This window comes from Pseudoalteromonas sp. BSi20495 (genome assembly GCF_000241185.1).
Classification (GTDB): Bacteria; Pseudomonadota; Gammaproteobacteria; order Enterobacterales; family Alteromonadaceae; genus Pseudoalteromonas; species Pseudoalteromonas fuliginea.
In genome coordinates this window covers 37,063-58,164 of the sequence record NZ_BADY01000118.1, presented here as the reverse complement: position 1 = coordinate 58,164, position 21,102 = coordinate 37,063, and the positions used below count along the sequence as shown (strand labels likewise).

Annotated in this window: 22 protein-coding genes and 4 pseudogenes; 10 read left to right on the top strand and 16 right to left on the bottom strand. The window is 39.6% G+C overall.

The features are described from left to right. Positions 1-89: 89 nt before the first annotated feature. Both P20495_RS20850 and P20495_RS05480 read right to left on the bottom strand, forming a co-directional pair. Positions 90-410, bottom strand: coding sequence for a hypothetical protein (locus tag P20495_RS20850; protein ID WP_033016158.1), 321 nt, complete (start codon positions 408-410; stop codon positions 90-92). A gap of 498 nt (positions 411-908) precedes the next feature. Next, a pseudogene (locus tag P20495_RS05480) lies at positions 909-1,220 on the bottom strand (ATP-binding protein); the annotation flags it as partial. 237 nt (positions 1,221-1,457) lie between these two features. Here P20495_RS05480 and P20495_RS05485 point away from each other — a divergent pair. From P20495_RS05485 to P20495_RS05495, 4 genes and pseudogenes are all read left to right on the top strand, one after another. Next, positions 1,458-1,754, top strand: coding sequence for a hypothetical protein (locus P20495_RS05485; RefSeq protein ID WP_008137828.1), 297 nt, complete (start codon positions 1,458-1,460; stop codon positions 1,752-1,754). Beyond that, a complete protein-coding gene (gene tnpB / locus P20495_RS05490; RefSeq protein WP_008137825.1) occupies positions 1,754-2,101 on the top strand; it encodes an IS66 family insertion sequence element accessory protein TnpB in 348 nt (115 codons plus the stop codon). Before P20495_RS05485 ends, tnpB begins: the two co-directional genes overlap by 1 nt. 95 nt (positions 2,102-2,196) lie before the next feature. After that, positions 2,197-3,707, top strand: a pseudogene (locus P20495_RS20840) (IS66 family transposase). 56 nt (positions 3,708-3,763) lie between these two features. Continuing rightward, the gene (locus P20495_RS05495; RefSeq protein WP_008137819.1) at positions 3,764-4,030 is read left to right on the top strand and encodes a hypothetical protein; all 267 of its coding nucleotides are present in this window, start codon (positions 3,764-3,766) and stop codon (positions 4,028-4,030) included. Between the two features lie 146 nt (positions 4,031-4,176). Here P20495_RS05495 and P20495_RS05500 read toward each other — a convergent pair whose 3' ends face one another. The 12 genes and pseudogenes from P20495_RS05500 to P20495_RS05550 all read right to left on the bottom strand — a co-directional run bounded on the left by P20495_RS05500 (position 4,177) and on the right by P20495_RS05550 (position 13,599). After that, on the bottom strand, positions 4,177-4,497 hold the full coding sequence (locus tag P20495_RS05500; protein ID WP_008137816.1) for a hypothetical protein: 321 nt from the start codon (positions 4,495-4,497) through the stop codon (positions 4,177-4,179). Continuing rightward, positions 4,494-5,534 (bottom strand): polymorphic toxin-type HINT domain-containing protein, encoded by a 1,041-nt coding sequence (locus P20495_RS05505; protein WP_033016156.1) that lies wholly within the window; start codon positions 5,532-5,534, stop codon positions 4,494-4,496. Before P20495_RS05505 ends, P20495_RS05500 begins: the two co-directional genes overlap by 4 nt. Positions 5,535-5,632: 98 nt before the next feature. Then, positions 5,633-5,941 carry a DNA-binding transcriptional regulator gene (locus P20495_RS05510; RefSeq protein ID WP_008137812.1) on the bottom strand — a complete coding sequence of 103 codons (309 nt, stop codon included), beginning with the start codon at positions 5,939-5,941 and terminating at the stop codon, positions 5,633-5,635. Continuing rightward, positions 5,934-6,308: a type II toxin-antitoxin system RelE/ParE family toxin gene (locus P20495_RS05515; protein ID WP_008137810.1), complete on the bottom strand. Its 375-nt coding sequence runs from the start codon at positions 6,306-6,308 to the stop codon at positions 5,934-5,936. The genes P20495_RS05510 and P20495_RS05515 overlap by 8 nt, the downstream gene beginning before the upstream one ends. Positions 6,309-6,458: 150 nt before the next feature. Then, complete coding sequence (locus P20495_RS05520; protein ID WP_008137809.1) at positions 6,459-7,418, bottom strand: tyrosine-type recombinase/integrase; 960 nt, start codon at positions 7,416-7,418, stop codon at positions 6,459-6,461. Then, positions 7,411-7,875 carry a hypothetical protein gene (locus P20495_RS05525; RefSeq protein WP_008137807.1) on the bottom strand — a complete coding sequence of 155 codons (465 nt, stop codon included), beginning with the start codon at positions 7,873-7,875 and terminating at the stop codon, positions 7,411-7,413. Before P20495_RS05525 ends, P20495_RS05520 begins: the two co-directional genes overlap by 8 nt. Beyond that, a complete protein-coding gene (istB, locus tag P20495_RS05530) occupies positions 7,865-8,626 on the bottom strand; it encodes an IS21-like element helper ATPase IstB (protein ID WP_008137805.1) in 762 nt (253 codons plus the stop codon). Before istB ends, P20495_RS05525 begins: the two co-directional genes overlap by 11 nt. A gap of 1 nt (position 8,627) precedes the next feature. After that, a complete protein-coding gene (locus tag P20495_RS22810) occupies positions 8,628-9,251 on the bottom strand; it encodes a hypothetical protein (protein ID WP_374700027.1) in 624 nt (207 codons plus the stop codon). Next, positions 9,225-9,806 (bottom strand): annotated as a pseudogene (gene istA, locus P20495_RS22805) (IS21 family transposase); the annotation flags it as partial. The gene P20495_RS22810 and the pseudogene istA, both read right to left, overlap by 27 nt. Positions 9,807-10,028: 222 nt before the next feature. Then, the gene (gene astB, locus P20495_RS05540; RefSeq protein ID WP_008137801.1) at positions 10,029-11,375 is read right to left on the bottom strand and encodes an N-succinylarginine dihydrolase; all 1,347 of its coding nucleotides are present in this window, start codon (positions 11,373-11,375) and stop codon (positions 10,029-10,031) included. A gap of 637 nt (positions 11,376-12,012) precedes the next feature. After that, positions 12,013-13,119 carry an L-dopachrome tautomerase-related protein gene (locus tag P20495_RS05545; protein ID WP_008137799.1) on the bottom strand — a complete coding sequence of 369 codons (1,107 nt, stop codon included), beginning with the start codon at positions 13,117-13,119 and terminating at the stop codon, positions 12,013-12,015. Positions 13,120-13,164: 45 nt separating this feature from the next. Continuing rightward, positions 13,165-13,599 carry a MarR family winged helix-turn-helix transcriptional regulator gene (locus P20495_RS05550; RefSeq protein ID WP_008137797.1) on the bottom strand — a complete coding sequence of 145 codons (435 nt, stop codon included), beginning with the start codon at positions 13,597-13,599 and terminating at the stop codon, positions 13,165-13,167. Positions 13,600-13,722: 123 nt separating this feature from the next. On the opposite strand from P20495_RS05550, the gene P20495_RS05555 reads away from it, so the two are divergent. The 5 genes from P20495_RS05555 (at position 13,723) to P20495_RS05575 (ending at position 19,183) form a co-directional block, all read left to right on the top strand. After that, positions 13,723-14,151: an organic hydroperoxide resistance protein gene (locus tag P20495_RS05555; RefSeq protein ID WP_008137795.1), complete on the top strand. Its 429-nt coding sequence runs from the start codon at positions 13,723-13,725 to the stop codon at positions 14,149-14,151. Between the two features lie 164 nt (positions 14,152-14,315). Next, positions 14,316-14,672, top strand: a complete 357-nt coding sequence (locus tag P20495_RS05560; RefSeq protein WP_008137792.1) for a metalloregulator ArsR/SmtB family transcription factor — start codon at positions 14,316-14,318, stop codon at positions 14,670-14,672. 32 nt (positions 14,673-14,704) lie between these two features. Continuing rightward, positions 14,705-15,715, top strand: coding sequence for an ArsJ-associated glyceraldehyde-3-phosphate dehydrogenase (locus P20495_RS05565; RefSeq protein ID WP_008137789.1), 1,011 nt, complete (start codon positions 14,705-14,707; stop codon positions 15,713-15,715). 24 nt (positions 15,716-15,739) lie between these two features. Beyond that, entirely contained in the window at positions 15,740-16,957 is a 1,218-nt protein-coding gene (gene arsJ / locus P20495_RS05570) for an organoarsenical effux MFS transporter ArsJ (RefSeq protein ID WP_008137788.1), read from the top strand. Between the two features lie 105 nt (positions 16,958-17,062). Beyond that, complete coding sequence (locus P20495_RS05575; RefSeq protein ID WP_008137786.1) at positions 17,063-19,183, top strand: methyl-accepting chemotaxis protein; 2,121 nt, start codon at positions 17,063-17,065, stop codon at positions 19,181-19,183. A 66-nt stretch (positions 19,184-19,249) separates the two neighbouring features. Here P20495_RS05575 and P20495_RS05580 read toward each other — a convergent pair whose 3' ends face one another. Continuing rightward, complete coding sequence (locus P20495_RS05580; protein ID WP_007377108.1) at positions 19,250-19,837, bottom strand: TetR/AcrR family transcriptional regulator; 588 nt, start codon at positions 19,835-19,837, stop codon at positions 19,250-19,252. Positions 19,838-19,948: 111 nt separating this feature from the next. On the opposite strand from P20495_RS05580, the gene P20495_RS05585 reads away from it, so the two are divergent. Continuing rightward, positions 19,949-20,491, top strand: coding sequence for a carboxymuconolactone decarboxylase family protein (locus P20495_RS05585; protein WP_007377107.1), 543 nt, complete (start codon positions 19,949-19,951; stop codon positions 20,489-20,491). Positions 20,492-20,553: 62 nt separating this feature from the next. Here the strand turns inward: P20495_RS05585 and P20495_RS20835 are convergent. Then, positions 20,554-21,088, bottom strand: a pseudogene (locus tag P20495_RS20835) (hypothetical protein). Between the last annotated feature and the right edge of the window lie 14 nt (positions 21,089-21,102).

Sequence of the window (21,102 nt, the reverse complement as noted above, 5' to 3'; positions counted from 1 at the left end):
ACCGTTTTTTACCCGTGTCCTTTTTTACCCCAGTGTTTTAACCTCACTTTCTTTTTTGAGATCGTTCATTTCAACGATCTCTAATAACACTATCTATTTGAACTAAACATTAGATACTTACGCTGCCTTTCGATGCACAATAATAACTGCTCGTTTAGACGTTCCAACGACATCACTAATATCTCACAATCTAGATCAAAGGAGTCAATGCGCTTTCCTTTTCCAGCTAGAATACAGCCATTATTATGGACATCTTCCAGTCGTTGGAAGTACAACTCATCTTCAATTTTACCTTCATGAAAACCTTGGAGGTTTTTTCCTAAATAAAGTAAAGGTTCAATTGAAGGAAGGCACAAAAAGTCATCATAGTACTTTAGACAGAAATACATCTCACCAACTATATATTCCATTTTTATTTTCTCTTTAGATTGATTTAAAATTCGACCAATTAAGTAATGTAATGGTCAACTAACTTTGATCACAGTTCTAGATTATTGATGTCTAAGCTCAAATTCATTAGGCGCTAAAGTTGGTTAATCTGCTTATAAGCCTGTTTTTTCGCTTAACGATGTGATTATTATAAGGGGGAAGTACAGGTCTATTTATATTTTTGCTAAGCTTTGCTTGAACAGTGCTTATTGAGCAGGGGTTTATAGCTAAAAAATAGAGCCAAGACTATTTTAAATATTTTAATCAATATAAATGTTTGGGTCAACTAATTCAGGATAGTGAATTAAATTTTTCTTCTGCTACAACAGCGCTAACCATTTGATTATGGTTACGTGGTCTATGCCAGTTATAATATTTCATCAAATAATTGCTAATACCTTTTTCTGCTTCTTGATAATTGTCAACAACAACCAAAAAGTGATTTACTCCACCATTTGAATAATGAAGCTCGCCATTAATCAGGCTTGTTTCTTTTCTTTGAGCCTATAACTTTCCCACTTAATTTGAACAATATGTAAGTGGTGTAAAATTCTATCTAACATCGCTGAAGTTAACGCTGTATCATTCGCAAAAATGCTCCCCCATTGGCCAAATGGGAGATTACTGGTGAGTATGACCGCCCCTTTTTCATAGCGCTTTGCAATGACATCAAACAATAATTTAGATTCCTGAGCACTAAACGGTAAATAGTCTATTTCATCAATTATTAGTAGCTTGGGTGGCAGAACTGAGCGCTGCATCACTTGTTTATACTTATTTTGACGTTGTGCTACAAATTACTCTGTACATCTAAATCTGGAAACGCTCTGGAAACCTACATCTCACCAATTCTAGAAGACTTTTCCAGAAAAAGTGAAAAATCGAAAAGAAATTTGGACTTTTTAGGGCTCTGGAAAATGGTTTTCCAGACAAATTGTGTGTTGTATAGTAAGCGTCTAGCAAAATGCACCTGCCAGTCTCTCACCAAAATGATTAAGCTATTTCCGAATTTCAATGAGGAGATAGTCATGAGAAAAACACGCAGCCTTGAACAATGGCGCAGTATTATTGAAGAACAACAAGCCAGCGATTTAACTATCTCTGACTATTGTCAGCAACATGCGTTATCAAAAACAAGCTTTTATGCCGCACGAAGTAAGCTTAATGAATCATCAGGCTGCTTTGTTCGCGCTAAAGTAGCTAAACACGTTGACGCCACCGAACAGCAACGGTCGATTACCCTCGAAGTCGGAAAAGTAAATGTCAGTTTGCCTCCCACAACGCCTGCATCTTATCTAGGCCAATTACTACGCGAGCTTGCCTGATGAAAATGTTTGTTGAACCTAAGTGTATTTACTTACACCGCGATGCTGTGGATTTTCGAAAATCGATTGATGGTCTGGTTGCACTCGTTGAAGGTGAGCTTGAACGTGATGCCTATACTGGCGCTTTATTTTTATTTTGCAACAAAGCGAAAGATAAACTCAAGCTGGTTTACTGGGATAAAACAGGCTTTGCTTTGTGGTACAAGCGGTTAGAAAAGCAAAAGTTCAAATGGCCAAACAAAACCAGTCTGCAAGAATTTGAGCTCAGTCCAGCGCAACTGGATTGGTTGTTGTCGGGATATGATGTGCTTGGTCATGAAGAATTGCAGTATCAATCGATGATCTAATCGATCATATTGACAGTAAATGCTCGTTGCCACACCGTCTGTTTTATCTTTGCGTCAAGCAAGAAAACAGCGTCAAATTCTGTTAAATTGCGAACATGAAAATTGATGTACACTCACTTCCTGACGACCCAGAACAACTCAAGCGCATGGTGCTTGAGTTGCAACAAGTCGTTGCTGAAAAAATGCGCAAATTCACGAATTACTGCAAGCTTATAACGCTAAGCTTGCCAAAGAATACGCCAAGAAATCTGAAAAGATGCCGGGGGCAGGCGAAGTATTCAATGAAGCAGAAGATATTCTTGATGAACATGATAAAGCGCTATTGGCGACACCGGCCTCAGTAAAGAAAGAAAAAGCCAAACCGAAACGCCGTCCACTGCCGGCGCAGTTACCGCGAATTGAGGTGATTGTTGACCTTGAAGAGGATGGCAAAATGTGTGATTGCTGTCACAGCCCACTACATAAAATGGGTGAAAGCAGCAGTGAAGCGCTCGAGTTTGTGCCAGCGGATATCAAAGTTATCAAAACCATTCGTCCTAAATATACGTGACGTCACTGTGAGCGTGAAGGCATTGAAAGTGTGGTAAAAACCGCCCCTATGCCCACAACAGCGATCCCAAAAAGCATCGCAACGCCCAGCTTGCTGAGCCAAATAATCATGTGTAAATACCAGTTTGGCTTACCGCTTTATCGTCAAGAAACATTGTTTGCCGATATCGGTATTGAGTTGAGTAGGCAAACCATGTCGAGTTGGATGCTACGCTGCGCAGACCTGCTGTCCCTCTTGTATCAACGCTTAAAAGAGGCGTTGTTATCGCAAGCAGTTATTCATGGTGATGAAACCCCGCTCAACGTTATTAACGCAGATAAAGCGACCAGCTATATGTGGTTGTATTGTTGTGGCGATGATAAACAGGGTAAAGGCACGAATATTGTCCTGTTTGATTATCATAACAGTCGCGCAGGACACTGTGTGGTTGATTTTCTTGATGGTTATCAAGGCTATATGCAGGTAGATGGCTACAAGGCGTACGAGCAAACAAAAGCAACACTCGTGGCATGTCTAGCCCATATCCGTCGTAAATTCATCGAAGCGAAAGGGAAGAATAAAAAAACAGGTAAAGCGGATGTTGCACTCAACCTGATAGGCAAACTTTACGGTATTGAACAAAGCATCAAAGATAAAACGCACGATGAAAAATTCAATGTTAGGCAACAAAAAGCGAAACCAATCGTTGATGAATTGTATCAATGGCTACTCAAGCACAAAGATAAAATCCCTCCCAAAATGGCGCTAGGTAAAGCAATTAGCTATGCGATAAATCAGTTTGAGAAATTCAGGCGTTACCTCGATGATGGCAGGCTCAGTATTGATAATAACCGTGCAGAGCGAGCAATAAAACCGTTCGTGATAGGGCGAAAAAACTGGCTATTCTCAAATGCTTGCAATGGCGCGCATGCCAGCGTCATACTCTACAGTCTTGTTGAAACCGCAAAGGCAAATGACCTTGTGGTGCATGACTATATCTCTACTTGCTTACAGCACCTTGCTGAGCAGCCAGATAATCTAGCGCCACTGCTACCTTGGAACATTAAGCAAAGCTAGGTGCCGTTAGCTATACGCTTACGTGTATTTCATTAAAAATCAAGCAGGATATCATCATGACAACCCGAACAATTGATTTTCACAATGCAGAATGCTCTGCTTGTCACAGAAAGCATGTCGATATCAGAACTGAGATAGTTGCTCCTTCGCCAGAACGTCCCAATGCAATTAGAAAGAAAATTATCTTTCGATGCGAAGATCACCTTGACTGTGATGTTGATGAAATTGAAAAGCTCGCGCTGGTCAAAATGCGATTTCAAGATTTAGATGAAAATGACCTTGTTGATGGTGACGATTTTTTGAATCAAATTGATCCAGACTGAGTAATTTTTTTCCAGCCAGCTACCCCAATTTGGCACCAAACGGATTTTTTCATTGAGCTGCTGTTTTTGAAAACAAACACCAAGCCACAAGAGCCGGATAAAAAAGCCCCGCTCACCTGAGGTCGAGGCTTTGGATTCAAAAAAGACTAGGGTACAAAAAGCTCTAATTGAGAGTTATTTTCTAGCAATCCTTTAATTTTCTCAATGTAAGACATGTTGGAGGTATAGTCTCTTATATAAATCGATTCTATTAACCCATCATCAAGCTGAAAGACCTCAACTTTGAGCTGATTTTTATCAACAGAATTTGGTAGCTCGCTAACATAATCCCCTAGGAAGTCTTTAATATCAGTCAATGTATCCTGATGAAATCCTGAATTATCTGTAAACTCCCACCCATCATCTGTTAGTTCTCGCCCAACGCCTTTTAAGATGATAAAAGCGGCTTTGTATTTTCCTTTTATCATTGTGATTTCTCCCACACTTCGACAGGTATTTTGTCAACTTTAGCATTTTTTGCTGCTGCCGTCCGGTGATGACCATCTTGCAGTTCTAGCTTGCCAGTGGCTGGATTTTTAACAGCAGACACAGGGTCGTCTCCAGCTTTCTGTACAAAGCCATTCTTTTCCATGTTTTTAGTAAGTTTTTTAACTTGGGAACCGGACATTTCAGATTTAGACTGAGTTGGCACTAAATTTTTAGGGTCAACCATTTCTGTTTTGGAAGTCCATCCACTATTACAGTTATGTACTAGTACATTCTGTTTCGTAACATAGTACGTATGAAAATCTGCCACAGTAAAGTTGTACGTAAGGTCAACGCGCTGCTCATCAATAACACTAATAACTTCCATAGAACCATTACCGTCAGTTTCAATCTTATCACCGACTTTTAATTCAATGGTTTGTTTCCAACCCTTACCAAGTACATAGAAAGGGTGGTCATCTGTTGCTTGGATTTTCTGTTCAAATCCATCGCCAGCAACTAATTTGATTTCAAAAATTCCACGGTCTGGTTCAACAAAAATTTTGGTTACAGGCTTCCAGTCCTGTTCACCTGTTTCAGTATTTTTCGCCCATAGTTTTTCACCTAACTTTACGTCTTCAATATTTTTGTAGCCGCCTTCAGTTAAAACCTGAGTACCAGCAACAAAACAGCAGGTCCTGCGTAATGCATTTGCCGCATCTACACCTTTATCACCAGCTCTCGCTGCAAGTCCAAGACCAGTAGCTCCCGGAATAAATAATCCGGCAACATTAGCCCCCAATGATGCTGAGTTCGTTGCATTAACACCATTAGTAGCCATGTCGTAAAGGTCATATGCTATGAAGCCTAAATCAACAATGGCATCTAAAAATTCACCATTTGGATCAGTGTACTTATATGGGTTGTTGTTTGCATATAGATAGCGGTTAAATGACATCACAGGGTTAGATGGAGTCCAACCCACAGGATCATTAGAATAGAAACGACCTATGACTGGATCATAGTATCGTGCCTGCATATACAGTAATTGGCTTTATGATCCACAGGGTTAATCTTATTAAAGTAATGATTTAAATGAACGTCTTAGTGATATTAAGTGCTCAGTGTACAATGAATTTAATAAGCAAGTACATCTAGCCCTTTGTGCGCCACTAGGTTGAGTAATTTTAAAGACGCTCCTTTTGGTGATTTCCCACCTTGCTCCCATGATCTAACCGTCGAAGGGCTTGTATTTAAATAAGCAGCAAACACGGCTTGACTAACATGAGCTCTCTCTCGTATCGCTTTTATATGTGCAGCATCATAGCGCTCTATTTCTGGTAGGCATAACACATCAAATTCCCGCATTGTTTGCACATCCATTACACCCGCATCAGTCAACCCTTTTGCGGTGTCGTGCATGACATCTAAAATACTATTACTCATGATTTATTACCTCTATTAATTCACCTGATTCAATGGCTTTTTTGAGTTGAATATCTGAATAACCAAGTAATTCTTTTGCCATCAACTTCAGTGTCTTTAACTCTTTTTTACCTATGTTATCTCGTTGATTTTTAGAAAAACCAAACATGAAGAATGATTTATCACCCACTTTAAACGCAACAATAGTACGAAACCCGCCACGTTTACCTTGGCCTTGAATTGCTGCTCGTTTTTTATAAACATGGCCGCCTAGTTCACCATCATTAAGTCCCTCTCCAAGTTCACGTATCGTCTCTTGCAAAGTATGATCGGTTAAACATTCTTTTTCAGCCCACTTACTGAACCATTTTGATTTAAAGATATACATTTAAATTCCTTACTCTTGGCTAACTATACCACTCAGTATTATAGCTTTCCACGTACAATCACATTATTTAATAACAAAAGAGCATTACTCACTTAATATCAAAGGCTTCAATGTATTGCTCATTGAAGCCTTGGGTTTATCCTGTCGCTATTACAAATAGAATGATGACTTTGATAGTGCAGACGGGTGACTGCGCTGGTAGGTACTTGTTAAAACACTCCGTGATACGTGTGTGTATATTTGCGTTGTTGATATATTGGCATGCCCTAACATTTCTTGAACATGACGAAGCTCAGCACCGTTATCAAGCATAATAGTCGCTGTGGCATGTCTAAATAAATGACATGCTCCAGCTCGTTTATGCCCTGCTAGTTTGACATACCGCGCAACCATTTCAGATAATTTATTGGCTGAATAACGCCTACCATTATTAGCAAGAAATAATGCGCTTCCTGTACTAAGGCTAGCCATGTTGATGCGTATTTTCCCTAAGTAGAGAGTGATCCATTCACAAGCTCGTTTACTGATGGGGACAATACGATCTTTATTCCCTTTGCCTCGATTAACCCGAAGTAAATGCGCGGTTAGATCAACATCATCAATATCTAAGTTCATCAATTCTGTTCGTCTAATACCTGTGGCATAAAAAGTTTCTAAAATAGCGCGATCCCGTAACCCTAAGACACCGAACAGGAGTGACTGTGAGAGTATTTTTTCAATCTCAATTTCACTGAACAACGCTTTGGGTAATGCGCGTCCTTTGCTTGGTAATTCAATATGCTGCAATGCATTCGTAGAAAGTAGTTCTTTCATATAAAGTTTTTCAATAAATGTTTTAACAAAAGTAAGTAGGTTTCGCTTTTGAGCTAAACATAACGGGTTACCATCAAGCGCTTTACGATAGCAATTAAGATAAGCCATATAATCATCCATTAAGTCTAAATCTATTTTGTCAGCACTATAAATACGCTGTGCTATGCACCAACGAGCAAACTTTTTAAGTCCTGCTTTCTTACCGCGAATTGTGTCTGGTGATTGCCCTTTAGCCTCGCATAACCACAGATAATATTTAACGCAAAGCCAAATGCGCCTACTGGTTGGCTTACCCATAAATCATCTCCTGTATAAACTTGAAACCTTGGGTTATATACTTATCAGACTCAGGTTTACGCCACTGTATAATAGGTGATTGCCAATGGCGTATACGTTGACCATAACGATACCCAATGGCTGCAATTACATGGTTGTGCTTATCCATTGTGGGAAAAATAATGCAGCTGCGAAATAATTCATGCCCACTTGGGTTTAATAGTTGGCTACGCTTTAAGCTGCCTCGCATTGCACCTCCTGTTAATGTACGCATAGCTAAAATGTGTTTGCCAAGTGTACGATTACATACACCTACATGAGCACTGTAACGAAAGGCATGTGGTATACGCGATGACTGCCCAACAAATAATTGCATTGCAGGATCGTGTAAATAACATTGCATGTAGTAATTAAAAACCTGCTGGATATAACTGTCATCAATATTGACGGGCTTTATAAGTGGATTGTCATTCACCATCGCAGTGTACTCCCGTGGTGGGATCAAATTCTTTTCGCATGGACTGACCATGCATAGAAATTTTATGTGCTCGATGAATGATCCTGTCCATTATTGCATCAGCAAATGTTGGTTCACCAATGTACTCATGCCATTTTTCAACTGGCAGCTGAGAGGTGATAATTAAAGAGCCTTTCCCTGTTCTATCTTCAATAATTTCCAGCAAGTCTTGTTTACCATAATCATTAAGAGGCACAAGTGCCCAATCATCCAATATGAGTAACTTAAACTTCAACAATCTCATTCTAAATTTTGGAAGTGAACCATCTAAACGCGCAATTTCCATATCCTCTAACAATCGTGGCGTTCTATAAAACAAGACCGCATAGCCTTTACGCATTGCTTGTTGAGCAAATGCACACGCAATATAACTTTTACCAACTCCGGTTAGTCCTGTTAACAAAATATGCTGCGACCGTGTTAACCACTCACAGTCAAACAGTGATTTTACTTGCTCTCTATCAAGGCCTCGTGATGCCTGAAAGTTTATATCTTCGACGCAGGCATGCGTTAACGTTAGCTTGGCAGCTTTTCTTGCTCGGTTTTGTCGCCGTGCTTCACGGTCGTTAACCTCAGCATCACTCAATAGAGCCAGGCGTTCATCAAATACTAAACGTAATGAGTCAGGACTGTTAAGCTGTCGTTGTAATTCAGCCGTCATCCCATAGAGCTTTAAAGTATTAAGGTGCTCTATCGTTTGTTGTAGCAACATATTACAACCCTCCTTGTTGATAGTATTGAGCACCCCGAATATTATAATGAAGCGGTAGCTCGCTTTGTGTAGGTAAGGCGTTACGGCGTTGATCAATTTTGCATTGTAAAATTGACCGAACACTTTTTACCGTTAGTGATTTAATATCTACAGCACATTGGCATGCAATCTCAAAGCGTTCTTCTCCATAGAGCTTAGCTAAACTTTTTAACTGTGAACACGCTTTACTTGCTGTCATTGCATAATTCGGCTTACCTAAAAATTGACTATCTACAAGCGCAATTGCAGCTTCACCAATGCTTTTAGCCCAAACGAGATAATGTTCAAGGTTTTGCTCTGCGTATGCCTGATGACTCGAAGGGCGATGTGCATTTTTGGTGGTGTAACCATCTACGATATCACTTTTAACATGACTGGCTATGCGTTGATTAGCGCAAATGAGTTCAACACTTTTAGATGTTATGCGTGCCTCAACCTGTCGATCAACATATTGATACGGTACTGAGTAATAATGTTTCTCCACGACCACATGATAATCACTATTTACGCGTTGAGCGCTTACCCAACTAGCAAACTCAAAGGGGTGCTCGGGCAAAGGTTGCAAAACAGGTTTATCTAAAGCCATAAAGCGAGAGTGACGACAGCCATCAATGCGCTTAAAAGGACGTCGATTAAGTTTTTCCAACAAAGCGATAATCGCAAGATTGATCTCCTCAACGCTAAAGAATTGTCTTCTGCGAAGGATTACAGTTATCCAACGAGTTACAATTAATACGCCTATTTCAGCAAGTGATTTATCTTGTGGTCGGCGAACCCTAGCTGGTTCAATCACACAGTTATAATGCCTTGATTGCTCCAAATAGGTACGATTGATGATCGGCAATGAACCTGGCTTCGTTACCGCTGATTTTAAGTTATCAGGCACAACAACTTGTGGTACGCCACTAAAAAAGGCATACATGCGATTATGCGCTTCGATAAAATCCTCTAACTTTTGGCTCTTTGAGGCAAAAGCAAAGGTGTATTGAGAGCAACCTAAAACGCCAACAAATACCTGAGCCTGCCTGCACTCTCCTGTATTATTATCAATGTAACCAATGGTTTTACCTGCGTAATCAACATAAACACATTCACCTGCATAATGAGTTTGGCGCATAGACACATCTACTGATTTTAAATAACGGCGGTAATAAAAGTTAAACTACGATTGGCAATAAGCGGTTTCAGGATCTACAACACAATACTCTTCCCATAACTGCGCTAAGGTTTGATGTTTGTGCATCTGCATCTGCATAAGTGTGTGAATATGCGACCAATCAGGTTAATGCCAGTCAGTTAACAGCTGACTGGCATTAAGCCTTGGCTCGCTATTTTTGTATTAGCCTTTGTGTTAACTGAGGTATTAACCTTCTAATTGAAAGTCGTACACTGAACCTAAATTAAGTAGTTGGGTAAGCTCATCAAGTGCTTGGTAGCTTTCAGTTAATAGGGCTGAATCTGCAAAGTCACTTGCGCCTAATTTGTCGCGGTAGTTACGTTTTGCCCAGTCACACAGTTGTGTGTATTTAGTATCAGTTAAAATAACCTCTGGGTTTACTGCAGCAAGTTCTTGCTCGTTAAGAGCTACACGTAAACGCAAGCAAGCTGGGCCGCCGCCATTTTGCATACTTTGGCGTAAATCAAAAAACTGTACTTGGTTTACTGGGTTATCAGCCATGATCATTTCTTCAATGTAGGCGTTAACCGCGCTGTTGCGTTTACATTCTTGTGGTGCCACTAACAGCATTGAGCCATCTTCAAGGCTCACAAGCTGGCTATTAAATAAGTAGCTACTTACAGCATCGGTAATGCTTACTTTATCGGTTGGTACTTCAATAATATAAAATTCTTTATTGCCTACATACGCTTCGCGAATATCTTGCAATGCAAAAGCTTGGTTTAAAAATGCTTGCTGGTGGCACAGTAATACATTGGCGTTACCTACTGCAATTACATCGTTATGAAACACGCCTTGGTCTATTACGTCTGGATTTTGCTGTAGTAGAATTTGGCTTGAATCTTTTAAGTTATGTAAACGGCAAATTGCTTCTGAGGCTTCGAGTGTTTGCCTTGCAGGAAATTTAGCTGGTTTTGGTAATTGGCTGTTAAACGCGCTGGCACCAAATACAAACATTTCAAGGCCTTGCTCGCCGTGGCTGTCACAAAAACGAGTATGGTTTGCTGCACCTTCGTCGCCAAAAAAGCCTTGGTCTGGCAAATGAGTATGGTGCGCAAAGTATTTGTCGTTATTAAACATCGCTTTTAATAAGCGTGTAGTGGTTGCAGGCTCTAATGAACGATGAAACTTATTATTTAAATTAGCTGAAGTAAAATGTACTTTGCCGTCGGTTGTATCGGGAGATGGTGATACCGTCGCGGCATTAGCTGTCCACATTGCAGACGCTGAATAACACGCGCGTAATAAAATAGGATCTGCTTTAAATGCTTTGTGGATTACTTGAGCATCGTTGCCTGTAAAGCCTAAGCGGCGCAGTACGTTTAAGTCGGGGCGCGCATGGGGTGCAAATACACCTTGAGTTAGGCCTTTGTCGTGCATGGCTTTCATTTTTTCAAGGCCTTGAAGCACAGCCTCTTGAGGATTTGAAAAGCTTGCTGCGTTATTTAACGAGGCAACATTACCATACGATAAACCAGCGTAGTTGTGAGTAGGGCCAACTAAGCCATCAAAATTAACTTCCAAAGCGTGCATACACGTTCCAACTAAAATTTTTCAATAGGGTGCAACAATACAACGCAATAGGGTTGCTTGCAAAGTTATAAACGCAGTGTTTTTACTAATTTTTTCGATGTTTTTAAATGTGGAGTTTATTACAAGGGGGTTGTTTTTATATTGAACGATTAATTTGAAGTTTAATTAAAATGTACACATAAATTGCATAGTGTGCAAAAGCTTAGCCTAAAGTAGGTTTTTACATTTAAGCTTTATGCCAAGCCTTTACACAATACGATGTTACTTAACATAGACGCGCTCTTTGTCAGCGGTGGTATGGGTATTTGTTGGATCATTAACTTGCCAAACGCTAATGTCTAAACGCCATAAAAGGTAAAGGGTATGGTATAAGTTGAACATGGTTTTTCCTTGGTATTTTCACTGAACACATCAGTTTATAGGAAGAAGTATGCCAACATTAACTTGAATATTTTATGAATAGAAATCAGGTATTTAGTATTTAAGTGTAAATACGTACTAAAGCATTAGCACCAAAGCGGTGATGTATTTTTAAAATGTGCACCAGTGTGGTGTGTTTTTAACAAAAAGCCCTGCAACTATTGGGTCACTTAAATGTGCAAGGCTTTTTAAAAAATGTAGTCACTTAAAAAGTAAATTAGCGGCCTACTTTTCCTTTTACTAAAGGCTCGAACGACATTACTTTAAACTTACCGTGGCTTTGATTTTTGCCATTATTAAGTACAGGCGAATTATGTAAATCGTCAACGGTAAAGTATATTTTATGATCAGCCCCGTAACTAAAGCCATCAGGCCAGCTCAAACGTTCGTCTTTAAATAATACTTCGTAGTTGCCAGTGGGTTTAACTACGCCAATTGCGCCATTGGTTATGTCGGTTACATATACGTTACCGCCGCCATCAACAATAATACCGTCTGAAATTGGCTTAGTGCCGTAACGCGTAACTTTGTCTTCAAGCGCTTTAGCCCAAAGGCTCTCGTTATTTATATCGCTGGTGGCAATGCGGTAAACCGACGTGCCCGACATAGAGCCAAAGTAAAGCCAGTCTTCGTTAGGGTCAAGCGTAATAGGGTTAACACCTAAGCGGGCAGGTTGTCCGCCAAGGCTCATTGTGCGCCCATCAATAACCATATCGATATTTTCGGCTGTGGTGTAATGGCTATTTTGTAATACTCTGCGTGCTACACCTGTTTTAAGGTTTACCGTAATAATAGCGGCTTGGCTGCCTTGGGCTGTGTCGGCAATGTATACAACGCCATGCTTATTATCGATGACTAAATCGTTTAAAAACGAGGTGTCGGTAATGGTCGGTTTAGCCAGATAAATAATTTTGTGCAGTTGCTCTTTGTTTGTATCCCAACCTACTAAGCGTCCAGCGTGATCGGGCCCTGAAGTGTCAAGCATCCATAACACGCCATCGCTTGATACGTTTATGCCAAGTACATCGTAAAAACCTTTACCGTTATTGTACGCGTATGCCCATTCTTCATTAGGGTAGGGTTTAGTTGTACCATCGCTTAAAAGCTCCATAATTTTTTGCTTTTGGCCAAAAAAGCCATGTACAGATAAAAATTTTCTGCCCGATGGGGTAATAGCAATGTTGCCCGGTGGGTGCTGCGCATCAAATGTGGCTACTGTTTTTAAATCAGCATTTTGGCCAGCGGTGTTAGCAGTTACGGCGCTGCTACCTAAAAGTGCCGTGCTACACGCCGCTGCTAATAGTAATTTTTTAATATGAGTCATTTTTAAAACCTTTTAAAACACGTTTATTGTTTAAAAATTAAGAGCCTAATCGGCTAAGTCGTTTACTACTAAATCGAGCAGCTGCATTAACTGCTTCGCTTGCGTTGCATCTACACTATCAAATTTACATAAAATATTTTTAGGAATATCGGCCGCTTTTAACTTAAGTGATTGGCCATGCTGGGTTAGCTGCACTAAGCGTTTGCGTTTGTCGTGCTCATCTTTAACAACAGCCAGTAATGATTTGTCGCTCATTTTTTTGAGTATTTGGGTCATTGCACCGCCGTCTATCGCGGTTTTATCTATTAGCTCTGCAATTGTTATTTCGTCTTGCTCCCACAGGGCCATCATTACTACGTATTGCGGGTAAGTTAAATTTAGCTCGTTTAAAGGCTCGCGATACGCACGCGCAATGCTGTTAGATGCCATATATAACCGATGACATAACTGATTTTTTAACTTTAATTGCTCAAACGGCATAACGTTATCCTTTATTTCAATACATGCTATTTTAATTTGCATGCAAAGTATTTGCAATCTCTAATTACTTGTTCTATTATTTTGCACACAAACTAAATTAATTACTAAACTTTGGAGTTCATTATGAATGTATTACAAAACGTAGCTTACACTGCAAAAGCAACTGCAACTGGCGGCCGTGAAGGCGTAGCTAAATCTGATGATGGTCGTTTAGATGTAAATTTATCAACACCTAAAGGTTTAGGTGGAGACGACGGACAAGGCACTAACCCAGAGCAATTATTTGCCGCAGGTTATGCAGCATGTTTTATTGGTGCACTTAAATTTGTAGCAGGTAGTGAAAAAATAGATTTACCAAGCGACACGCATATTAATTCACAAGTGTCTATTGGTGCTATTGAAGGCGGTTTTGGTATTGCAGTAAAACTTGCTGTGTCACTAGGTGATATGGATAAAGTTGCAGCGCAAACGCTTGTAGATAAAGCACACCAAGTATGCCCATATTCAAACGCAACACGTGGCAATATTGAAGTAGAGCTTTCAGTTATTTAATAACTAAATAAAGAAAAGTTATAAAAGCACACAACGACAATTAGTCGTTGTGTGCTTTTTTGCGTTTAAGGCATAAAAAATAAATATACGATAAATCGTATATTCACTATTCCATATGTTGTTATTTTGTTTTATTGTGTATGCATAAGCACAGTGAGGACAGTATGGAACAATTCAACCCACTTCAATTTTATAAATGCCTAGCGGACGATACGCGCTTAAAAGCAATGTTGCTTATTAGCGACCAAGAAGAGCTATGTGTATGCGAACTGGTTGCTGCACTTGAGCTAAGCCAGCCTAAAGTGTCTCGCCATTTAGCACAGTTAAGACAATGCGGATTATTGAGCGACCGTAAACAAAATCAATGGGTTTATTACAGTATTAATAAAGCCCTGCCAGAGTGGGCTAAAAATGTATTAACGCAAACGCTTACTGCTAACCCTTCATTTTATGAAAATGATTTAACGCGCTTAAACGCTATGGGTAATCGCCCTGAACGTATTACTAGCTGCTGTAACTAACTAATAAATTAACTTATTAAAGGTATTTAATTATGACTATTAAAGTAGGTATTAACGGTTTTGGCCGTATGGGGCGTTTAACTCTGCGTGCAGCAGTTGATTTGCCAGAAATAGAGTTTATTAAAGTAAATGATGTAGCGGGCGATGCTAAAACCCACGCACATTTAATTGAGTTTGACTCAGTACATGGGCGCTTAGCACAACAGGTTTCTAGTGATGATAATAGCTTTAGTGTGGGCAAACACACGATTACAGTTACCAACAATAAAACCATAAACGAAACTGATTGGTCTGATTGCGATGTAGTAATAGAGGCCAGCGGTAAAATGAAAACCACCGAGCTGCTAAATCAATATTTAGCGCAAGGTGTTAAGCGTGTTGTGGTAACCGCGCCTGTAAAAGAAGACGGTATATTAAATGTAGTAATGGGTGTAAACGATGACCTTTTTAACCCAAGTGAGCATAAAATTGTTACGGCTGCTTCTTGCACAACTAACTGTTTAGCGCCAATAGTAAAAGTACTGCAAGAAAAAGTGGGTATTAAACACGGCTCAATGACCACGATTCACGACATTACTAATACTCAAACGATTATTGATGCCCCTCACAAAGACTTACGCCGTGCGCGCTCGTGCGGTACAAGTTTAATCCCTACTACAACCGGTAGTGCAACGGCTATTACGCATATTTTCCCCGAGCTTAAAGGTAAATTAAACGGTCATGCCGTGCGTGTACCTTTAACTAACGCGTCAATTACCGATTGTGTTTTTGAGCTAGAGCGAGGTGTTACACAAAGTGAAGTAAACACGTGGTTTCAAGATGCTGCAAATAATGAGCTAAAAGACATTTTAGGCTACGAAGAAAAGCCGCTTGTATCTATAGATTACAAAACAGATCCACGTAGCTGCACCATAGATGCACTTTCTACTATGGTTATTAACAACACTCAGCTTAAATTATATGCTTGGTATGATAACGAGTGGGGTTATGCCAACCGTACTGCTGAGCTAATGCTTAAAGTTGCAAAAAGTGATTTAGTTTAATCTCATTTAATAAGGTTTAACGCTATGTTTGCGCAGTTGGCTAACTTACCGAGTTCTATAAAACAATATTTAATAATTACTGGTAACTATTGGGCATTTACTTTAACTGATGGTGCACTGCGCATGCTGGTGGTGCTGTATTTTCATCAGTTAGGTTATGGTGCATTTGCAATAGCCATGTTGTTTTTGTTTTATGAAATTTTTGGTGTGATCACTAATTTAGTAGGTGGTTGGCTTGGCGCGTATTTAGGGTTAAATAAAACCATGAATGTAGGGCTTGGGCTACAACTTGTCGCTTTAGCCATGTTGTGCGTGCCAGGAGATTGGTTAACGGTTGCCTATGTTATGGCAGCGCAAGCATTGAGTGGCATAGCTAAAGACTTAAATAAAATGAGCGCAAAGAGCGCCATTAAGTATTTAGTACCACAATACGATGCAGGGCAAAGCCAATTATATAAATGGATTGCCATACTTACTGGCTCTAAAAATGCCTTAAAAGGGGTGGGCTTTTTTTTAGGCGGATTACTGCTTACTGTATTTGGCTTTGTAGGTGCGCTAGTAAGCTTAATAGCTTTACTCAGTGTTGCGTGGGTTATTAGTTTAATTTTTTTAAAAGGCGATATTGGTAAAGCTAAAAACAAACCTAAGTTTAAAGAGTTATTTTCTAAATCCCGGGCAATTAACTTACTTAGCGCAGCGCGTTTATGCTTGTTTGCGGCGCGCGATGTATGGTTTGTAGTTGCATTACCTGTTTACTTAGCCGCTCAGTTTAACTGGGATCATTGGTGGGTCAGCGGCTTTATGGCTTTGTGGGTAATTGCTTATGGGCTGGTGCAATCGCAAGCACCGCGAATAACTGGGCAAGGCGATTCAACTTCACACTCGGTCAAAAAAGCATATTGGTGGGTTGCTTTATTAAGTGGTGTAACTGGCATTTTGGCGTTGTTGATGCAATTGGATATAGTGGTACATTTTACGCTTGTAATTGGCTTACTTATTTTTGGTGGTGTATTTGCTGTAAATTCATCGCTGCACAGTTACTTAATAGTAAGTTTTGCTAAAAATGATGGGGTGTCACTCGACGTAGGCTTTTATTATATGGCCAATGCGATAGGGCGTTTGCTTGGTACGGTGCTTTCTGGTTGGGTTTTTCAAGTATATGGGCTTAGTGCGTGTTTATGGGTAAGTGTTTGTTTGTTAATAATGGCGACAATTACGACGGCATACCTGAAAAAGCAGTAAAAACCCAATTAATTGTATTAAATTCAAATTCTTTGATGATATTCATAGCTTCATTTTTTAAAACTACTAAACTATAGCTGTAGATTTAATCAAAAGGTGTATGGAATGCGGGAAATATCGTTAGCAAAAAAGTTACTCTGGCTTACCGTCGGGAGTATATTTATTACAGTATTGGTGCTTTCTAGTGTTTTATGGTGGGAATTATCATCAAGCAATGAGCAGTTAGCGATCAAATCTGAAGAGTATATCGTTGCTGAGGTTGAAGAAAAACTTAATGCTAATGCTGCAGTATATGGTGAACGAATTGCTGGCTTTGTTAACGAGGCTTACCGAGTTCCGTATTCATTAGCCGCATTACTTGGTGATGCTGCAAAACAAAATACGCTAAGTAGAGATACAGTTGTAAGCATAAACCGCTCTATTTTAGAAAATAATACACTTTTATCTTCTATTTATTCTCAGTTCGAAGCTAATGCTTTTGATGGGCAAGATGCTCAATTCCAGCGGGGCTTTAAGCATTCTGTTGATGGTGATGGCACGCTCGAAGTCTATATTACTCGGGACGAGAATGGTACGGTAGAACAGCAAAAAGTGGCTAATGCAGCTGACAAATATATAACAAATTTGAACGAATTTGGACTTCGCGAAGCTGAATGGTACTTATGTGCAAAGGATACGCTCACACCATGTATTATGGAGCCCTACCTTTACGAAATTCCGTCTGGTGATTCGGTAATGTTAACGTCATTAACAGTGCCAATTTTAAAATCTGGGCAGTTTATTGGTTTAGCTGGCGTAGACTTAACACTTCCTACTTTTCAAGTGATGACTGAACAGCTTTCTAAACAACTCTATAACGGTAAAGCAAAAGTAACATTATTGAGTGACATAGGCTTAATTGTTGGCAGTAGCCATTATAAAACTAAACTAGGGCGTCCACTAAAAGAAGCGATTAGCTCATCGCTGTACAACGATATTGAAAAGTCAAAAGGACAAAGCGGTATTTTTAAGGTTAATAACGAGTACCTTGTTAATTACCCTATCAATATTAAACTTGCCAATAAGCAGTGGTCTTTAATTATTGAAGTACCAACAGAATTTGCGCTCGCAGGTCCTGAAGCGTTGGCTGAAAACATGCAAGAAACTGCAGCATCGTTAGGGTCTATTATTTTAGTAACCGGTTTAGCTATAGCTGCAATTGCATTTGTTATAATGAAATTAGTGGTTGGCGGCATCGTTGCACCGCTTCGACAAATTCAACAACGTGTTGATAACCTTGCAAGCTCTGAGGGTGATTTAACGCATACATTGCATGTTGATAGCCACGCTGAACTTATTGCATTAGCTGGTGGGTTTAATCGATTTTTAGCAAAACTACGTGATTTAATTTCTGAACTAAAAGCGGTGTCTGAGCAAACCAAACAGCAAGGCGAGATAGCGCAACACATTGCCATAGATACAAAGCAAAATGTGCAATCTCAATTTCAAGAAATTGAAAGTGTGGTAACGGCTATGAACGAAATGAGCGCAACAGCACTCGAAGTAGCCAGAGCATCAGAACAGTCAGCGCAGCAGGCAGATGAAATTAATGGCTTAGTGGTTAGTAGTGAGTCGAGCTTATCGTCAGCTATGAGCCAAGTTAAAACTATGTCTGAAGAAATTAAAGAAGCTAACCAAGCGGTTGAAAAAGTAGCATCGCGTAGTAAAGATATTACGCAAATTTTGGATGTGATCCGTACCATTTCAGAACAAACTAACTTATTGGCACTTAATGCGGCAATTGAAGCTGCACGTGCTGGTGAACATGGCCGAGGCTTTGCGGTAGTTGCTGATGAGGTAAGAGCGCTTGCGTCTAAAACGCGTTCATCGACTGACGATATCAGTAAATTGATCGATAGTTTGTTACACGAAGTTGGCAATGCCTCAACTGTAATAGAAAAAGGCGTAGTGCGCGCACAAAGTGCTGTTGATGAAACCTCAATTGCATTTGATGCTCTTCACAGTGTAGTGGTTAAAGTTGATGAAATAACTAATCAAATTACACATATTGCCACGGCAGCTGAAGAGCAAAGTTTAGTAACTGAAGAAATAAATCGTAATTTAACACTTATATCAGATGCAGCTTCGCAGCTATCCGATTTATCGGCACAAGCAGGCGATAGCAGTGAAGTACTCAACAAGCTTGTAACGCAACAAGATTCAGAGCTTAATAAGTTAAAAACGTAATATTGAACGTCAAAAAATAAAAAGGCAGTAATTAAATTACTGCCTTTTTTAATTAAAACAAGCGGTTTATAGGTTTTTCATGAGCGCAAACATTTGATTGATCATAGGTTGGGCCAGTAGTTCAACGCCTGGGCGATTAAAATAACCACGTAACCCTGTAAACTGAATCTGAAAAAAACGTGCGTACTCGATAGCTGTTAATTTATCGCTCAACTCATTTTTTGCTATTGCTTGCTCAAAAAGTACAGTGAGATAACCTTCAAACTTAGCCGCTAAATCTAAACTCAATTCATATAAACTACTGTTTTTATCGGCAAACTCATTGTTAGCTTTTACTAACATACAGATTGCACTCGGGCTACAATCTTTGTTTTTAATTACCACATTTTCTACAAATGCACGTAAGCCACCTAAGGTTGTGTCTGACGAAGATAAAAAACCGTCAATTTGGCTTTTCATTTGCACCGTATAGTCTTTTAGTGACTCACTATATAGCCCTTCTTTTGAACCAAATGCAGAATAAATACTGCCTGGTCGCATATTAACGGCTTCTTGTAAGTCTCGCGTTGAGGTTGCATGAAAGCCTTTTTCCCAAAATAATTGGCTGGCAACACGAACAACATTTTCGCGTTCAAATTTAACCTTATTAACCATTTTATTCTCAATTAATTTGAACAGTTGCTCAATTTTAACTTGAACAGTCGCTCAAAATCAAATAGTATGTGTTTCGAAGTTACATAAACCTAATTATTTTTGGAGCTAAACATGGCAGAATTTACTTTATACACGGCAGAAAATGCACCAGAAGAAGCAAAACCACTTTTAGCTGATTCAGTAGCAGCATTTGGTATGCTTCCTAACTTACATGCAGTAATGGCTGAAGCACCAACATTACTTAAAGGTTACCAAGTACTGCATGACTTGTTTCAAAAAACGTCATTTAATGCAGAAGAGCTAACAGTAGTATGGCAATCAATTAACGTAGAGCACGACTGTCATTACTGTGTTCCTGCTCACAGTGGTATTGCAGCGGCAATGAAGGTTGATCAAGGTATTGTTGACGCACTTGTTAACAAAACACCACTTGAAAACCCTAAGCTAGAAACTCTTCGTGAAACTACACTCGCAATGACACGTGAACGTGGCGTGATCAGCGATGAGCAAATCGAAAAATTCTTTGCCGCAGGTTACGCTAAGCAACAACTACTTGAAATTATTGTAGGCTTGTCTCAAAAAGTAATGAGCAACTACACTAATCACCTTGCTGATACACCAGTAGATGATGCATTTAAAAAATACGTAAAATAAATACGGTTCTATAAATGACAATAGGCAGCTTAGGCTGCCTTTTTTGTGTTTATAAATTGCGATTATTTAAACTTAACGGCTTTTGTACTGCGTGTATAAATACGTTGTTCGGGCTTTGTCCACTCACCCTTTTTTAAATAAGAGATTGATACAATGAATTTATCGTCTTTTAAATCACTTGTAGACTTAACCTTAGTCACTCCCTCTTTACTGCCTGTTACTTCTTCGTAGGCTACAAACTGAGTCGGGCTTAATACTGTTATAGTGCCTTTTGTATAAAAACCTGCTGTTGTGAAGTAATAAAAGACGAGTGACTTTTTTTTGCTATCATAAAAAAATCGTCGATTCGCCGCCATACTCACCCTCATTAATAGAGTGCATAGTACGAATAGCTTTACCGTTTAGCGTACGTTCCCACCTGCCGACATCCTGAACTGGCTTTGCGCCTGAGACTACCTTAAAGTCGGTTTGCCAAGTGCCTAAGTAAGGCTGAAATATTGCTAGCTCTTTATCGAGGGTTAAGTTGTTTTCTTCCGCGTAACTAAAAGTAAATGAACAGAGGAGCAACGCTAAGAATAACGCTTTAAAATGTGTCATAATTTAACTCTTAT

What these genes read in the sequence shown, in the direction of transcription:
- P20495_RS20850 (WP_033016158.1), bottom strand. Translation starts at nt 410, where the DNA reads ATGGAATATATAGTTGGTGAGATGTATTTCTGTCTAAAGTACTATGAT.
- P20495_RS05485 (WP_008137828.1), top strand. Translation starts at nt 1,458, where the DNA reads ATGAGAAAAACACGCAGCCTTGAACAATGGCGCAGTATTATTGAAGAA.
- tnpB (WP_008137825.1), top strand. Translation starts at nt 1,754, where the DNA reads ATGAAAATGTTTGTTGAACCTAAGTGTATTTACTTACACCGCGATGCT.
- P20495_RS05495 (WP_008137819.1), top strand. Translation starts at nt 3,764, where the DNA reads ATGACAACCCGAACAATTGATTTTCACAATGCAGAATGCTCTGCTTGT.
- P20495_RS05500 (WP_008137816.1), bottom strand. Translation starts at nt 4,497, where the DNA reads ATGATAAAAGGAAAATACAAAGCCGCTTTTATCATCTTAAAAGGCGTT.
- P20495_RS05505 (WP_033016156.1), bottom strand. Translation starts at nt 5,534, where the DNA reads ATGCAGGCACGATACTATGATCCAGTCATAGGTCGTTTCTATTCTAAT.
- P20495_RS05510 (WP_008137812.1), bottom strand. Translation starts at nt 5,941, where the DNA reads ATGAGTAATAGTATTTTAGATGTCATGCACGACACCGCAAAAGGGTTG.
- P20495_RS05515 (WP_008137810.1), bottom strand. Translation starts at nt 6,308, where the DNA reads ATGTATATCTTTAAATCAAAATGGTTCAGTAAGTGGGCTGAAAAAGAA.
- P20495_RS05520 (WP_008137809.1), bottom strand. Translation starts at nt 7,418, where the DNA reads ATGGGTAAGCCAACCAGTAGGCGCATTTGGCTTTGCGTTAAATATTAT.
- P20495_RS05525 (WP_008137807.1), bottom strand. Translation starts at nt 7,875, where the DNA reads ATGGTGAATGACAATCCACTTATAAAGCCCGTCAATATTGATGACAGT.
- istB (WP_008137805.1), bottom strand. Translation starts at nt 8,626, where the DNA reads ATGTTGCTACAACAAACGATAGAGCACCTTAATACTTTAAAGCTCTAT.
- P20495_RS22810 (WP_374700027.1), bottom strand. Translation starts at nt 9,251, where the DNA reads ATGGCTTTAGATAAACCTGTTTTGCAACCTTTGCCCGAGCACCCCTTT.
- astB (WP_008137801.1), bottom strand. Translation starts at nt 11,375, where the DNA reads ATGCACGCTTTGGAAGTTAATTTTGATGGCTTAGTTGGCCCTACTCAC.
- P20495_RS05545 (WP_008137799.1), bottom strand. Translation starts at nt 13,119, where the DNA reads ATGACTCATATTAAAAAATTACTATTAGCAGCGGCGTGTAGCACGGCA.
- P20495_RS05550 (WP_008137797.1), bottom strand. Translation starts at nt 13,599, where the DNA reads ATGCCGTTTGAGCAATTAAAGTTAAAAAATCAGTTATGTCATCGGTTA.
- P20495_RS05555 (WP_008137795.1), top strand. Translation starts at nt 13,723, where the DNA reads ATGAATGTATTACAAAACGTAGCTTACACTGCAAAAGCAACTGCAACT.
- P20495_RS05560 (WP_008137792.1), top strand. Translation starts at nt 14,316, where the DNA reads ATGGAACAATTCAACCCACTTCAATTTTATAAATGCCTAGCGGACGAT.
- P20495_RS05565 (WP_008137789.1), top strand. Translation starts at nt 14,705, where the DNA reads ATGACTATTAAAGTAGGTATTAACGGTTTTGGCCGTATGGGGCGTTTA.
- arsJ (WP_008137788.1), top strand. Translation starts at nt 15,740, where the DNA reads ATGTTTGCGCAGTTGGCTAACTTACCGAGTTCTATAAAACAATATTTA.
- P20495_RS05575 (WP_008137786.1), top strand. Translation starts at nt 17,063, where the DNA reads ATGCGGGAAATATCGTTAGCAAAAAAGTTACTCTGGCTTACCGTCGGG.
- P20495_RS05580 (WP_007377108.1), bottom strand. Translation starts at nt 19,837, where the DNA reads ATGGTTAATAAGGTTAAATTTGAACGCGAAAATGTTGTTCGTGTTGCC.
- P20495_RS05585 (WP_007377107.1), top strand. Translation starts at nt 19,949, where the DNA reads ATGGCAGAATTTACTTTATACACGGCAGAAAATGCACCAGAAGAAGCA.